The following is a 1220-nucleotide window of genomic DNA, read 5'->3' as shown; positions in this document are numbered from 1 at the left end:
AAGGTTCTTGAATCTAGTCAGACGATGAGTGATTTATTGGGGGATGCTCGCATTACACAAGAAGCTGCCGCAAATCGCATGAGAACTCTAGGAGCCAGTGATGCTGACATCAAGACTATTGAGTCTTCAGGTAAGACGCTAAACCATTTAATTATGCGCTCTCCATTAAATGGGGTGGTTGTGAAGCGAAGCGTAGAGCCTGGCTCTGCACTAAATTCTGGTGATGTAATTACCACTTTGGCTGATCCAAAACAGTTATGGTTCTTGGGTAATGTATTTGAGCAGGATGTCCGCTTAATTAGCCCAGGTCAGAAATTGGTTTTGCAAGTCGAGGCCTATCCTGATAAAGAGTTTGTAGCCTTCGCTAACTATATAGCTCCGACCATTGACCCACAAACTCGAGCCTTATTAATTCGTGCCGAGATTGAAAATATCGATGGACTATTACGCCCCGATATGTTTGCTACAGCGAAGTTGACTACGGGTATGGCTGATGCCGTTGTGGTGCCGCAAACCGCGATAGTACGTATACGAGAAATGCTTTATGTGATTATTAAGGTGGGCGAAGAGCTATACCGTCGGGTGCCTGTTAAAGGTTATGACTTGAACAGTAAAGCATTTGCTATTACCGAAGGAGTTGAGCCAGGAGCGCGTGTGCTCACCGATGGTGCAGTGTTGTTAAATGATCGTTTTGCTAAGCAGGAAGATTAAGTGAGCGTCTTTACCTCATTTATTCGGGGAGTAGTAGAGAAGCGAGTTCTCGTTATTTTCGCTTGTATCGTTCTCTTAGGATTGGGGATGCTAAGTCTTTCTAAGCTTCCTATTCAGCCATACCCCGGCGTGGCGCCACTCACGATCCAGGCAATCTCTCAATGGCCTGGTAGAAGCACTACCGAGGTTGAGCAGCAAGTTACCATTCCTATTGAAAATGCTTTAGCAGGTATCCCTGGTTTACAAGCATTTCGTTCAGTATCTTTATTTGGTCTATCGGTAGTAACACTGAAGTTTAACGATACGATTGATCCTTTTCAGGCTCGTCAACGCTTTGTAGCAGCTCTCTCTAATGTCAATCTACCCTCTGGAGTTTTATCCAGTATTAGCCCAGATTCAGATGCGACCGGTGAAATCATGCGTTATGAGGTGAAATCTGATTTTGCCTCTTCATCGCAATTAAAAACTTTACAAAACTACGAAATCTATAAAGAGTTAAAACAAACCCC

At 44.0% G+C, this 1220-nt stretch carries 2 protein-coding genes; both read left to right on the top strand.

Annotation, left to right across the window (positions count from 1 at the left end; translation table 11 throughout):
• Positions 1 to 711 (top strand): efflux RND transporter periplasmic adaptor subunit (locus B7Y67_RS18565; RefSeq protein WP_293599899.1); only part of this gene is annotated, 711 nt, incomplete at its 5' end.
• Positions 712 to 1220: efflux RND transporter permease subunit (locus B7Y67_RS18560; RefSeq protein ID WP_293599898.1), on the top strand; the 509-nt coding region annotated here is incomplete at its 3' end. It abuts the gene before it with no gap.

This window comes from Polynucleobacter sp. 35-46-11 (assembly GCF_002281105.1).
This window is presented reverse-complemented; position numbering and strand designations above follow the sequence as displayed.